Consider the following 1,170-nt stretch of genomic DNA (forward strand, 5'->3'; position numbering starts at 1 on the left):
CGGACCAAGCCGCACGTGAACGTCGGCACGATCGGTCACGTTGACCACGGTAAGACGACGCTGACGGCGGCGATCGCGACGGTTCTGTCGGCGAAGTTCGGCGGCGAAGCGAAGAAGTACGACGAAATCGACGCGGCGCCGGAAGAAAAGGCGCGCGGCATTACGATCAACACGGCGCACATCGAGTACGAAACGGCGAACCGCCACTACGCACACGTTGACTGCCCGGGCCACGCTGACTACGTGAAGAACATGATCACGGGCGCAGCGCAGATGGACGGCGCGATCCTGGTGTGCTCGGCTGCGGACGGCCCGATGCCGCAAACGCGTGAGCACATCCTGCTGGCGCGTCAGGTCGGTGTGCCGTACATCATCGTGTTCCTGAACAAGTGCGACATGGTGGACGACGCCGAGCTGCTCGAGCTGGTGGAAATGGAAGTGCGCGAGCTGCTCTCGAAGTACGACTTCCCGGGTGACGACACGCCGATCATCAAGGGTTCGGCGAAGCTGGCGCTGGAAGGCGACAAGGGCGAGCTGGGTGAAGTGGCGATCATGAACCTGGCCGACGCGCTGGACACGTACATCCCGACGCCGGAGCGCGCCGTGGATGGCGCGTTCCTGATGCCGGTGGAAGACGTGTTCTCGATCTCGGGCCGCGGCACGGTGGTGACGGGTCGCGTCGAGCGTGGCGTGGTCAAGGTCGGTGAGGAAATCGAGATCGTCGGTATCCGCGCAACGGTGAAGACGACCTGCACGGGCGTGGAAATGTTCCGCAAGCTGCTGGACCAGGGTCAAGCGGGCGACAACGTCGGTATTCTGCTGCGCGGCACGAAGCGCGAAGACGTGGAGCGCGGCCAAGTGCTGGCCAAGCCGGGTTCGATCACGCCGCACACGCACTTCACGGCTGAAGTGTACGTGCTGAGCAAGGACGAGGGCGGCCGCCACACGCCGTTCTTCAACAACTATCGCCCGCAGTTCTACTTCCGTACGACGGACGTGACGGGCTCGATCGAGTTGCCGAAGGACAAGGAAATGGTGATGCCGGGCGACAACGTGTCGATCACGGTGAAGCTGATTGCGCCGATCGCGATGGAAGAAGGTCTGCGCTTCGCAATCCGCGAAGGCGGTCGTACCGTCGGCGCAGGTGTCGTCGCCAAGATCATCGAGTAA

1 protein-coding gene is annotated in these 1,170 nt (G+C 63.2%); it reads left to right on the plus strand.

The window, feature by feature from the left end:
• On the plus strand, positions 1-1,170 hold a 1,170-nt coding region (tuf, locus tag FAZ69_RS32955), incomplete at its 5' end, for an elongation factor Tu (protein ID WP_240702569.1).

The sequence above is a fragment of the Trinickia terrae genome, from assembly GCF_005144415.1.
Lineage (GTDB): Bacteria > Pseudomonadota > Gammaproteobacteria > Burkholderiales > Burkholderiaceae > Trinickia_A > Trinickia_A terrae.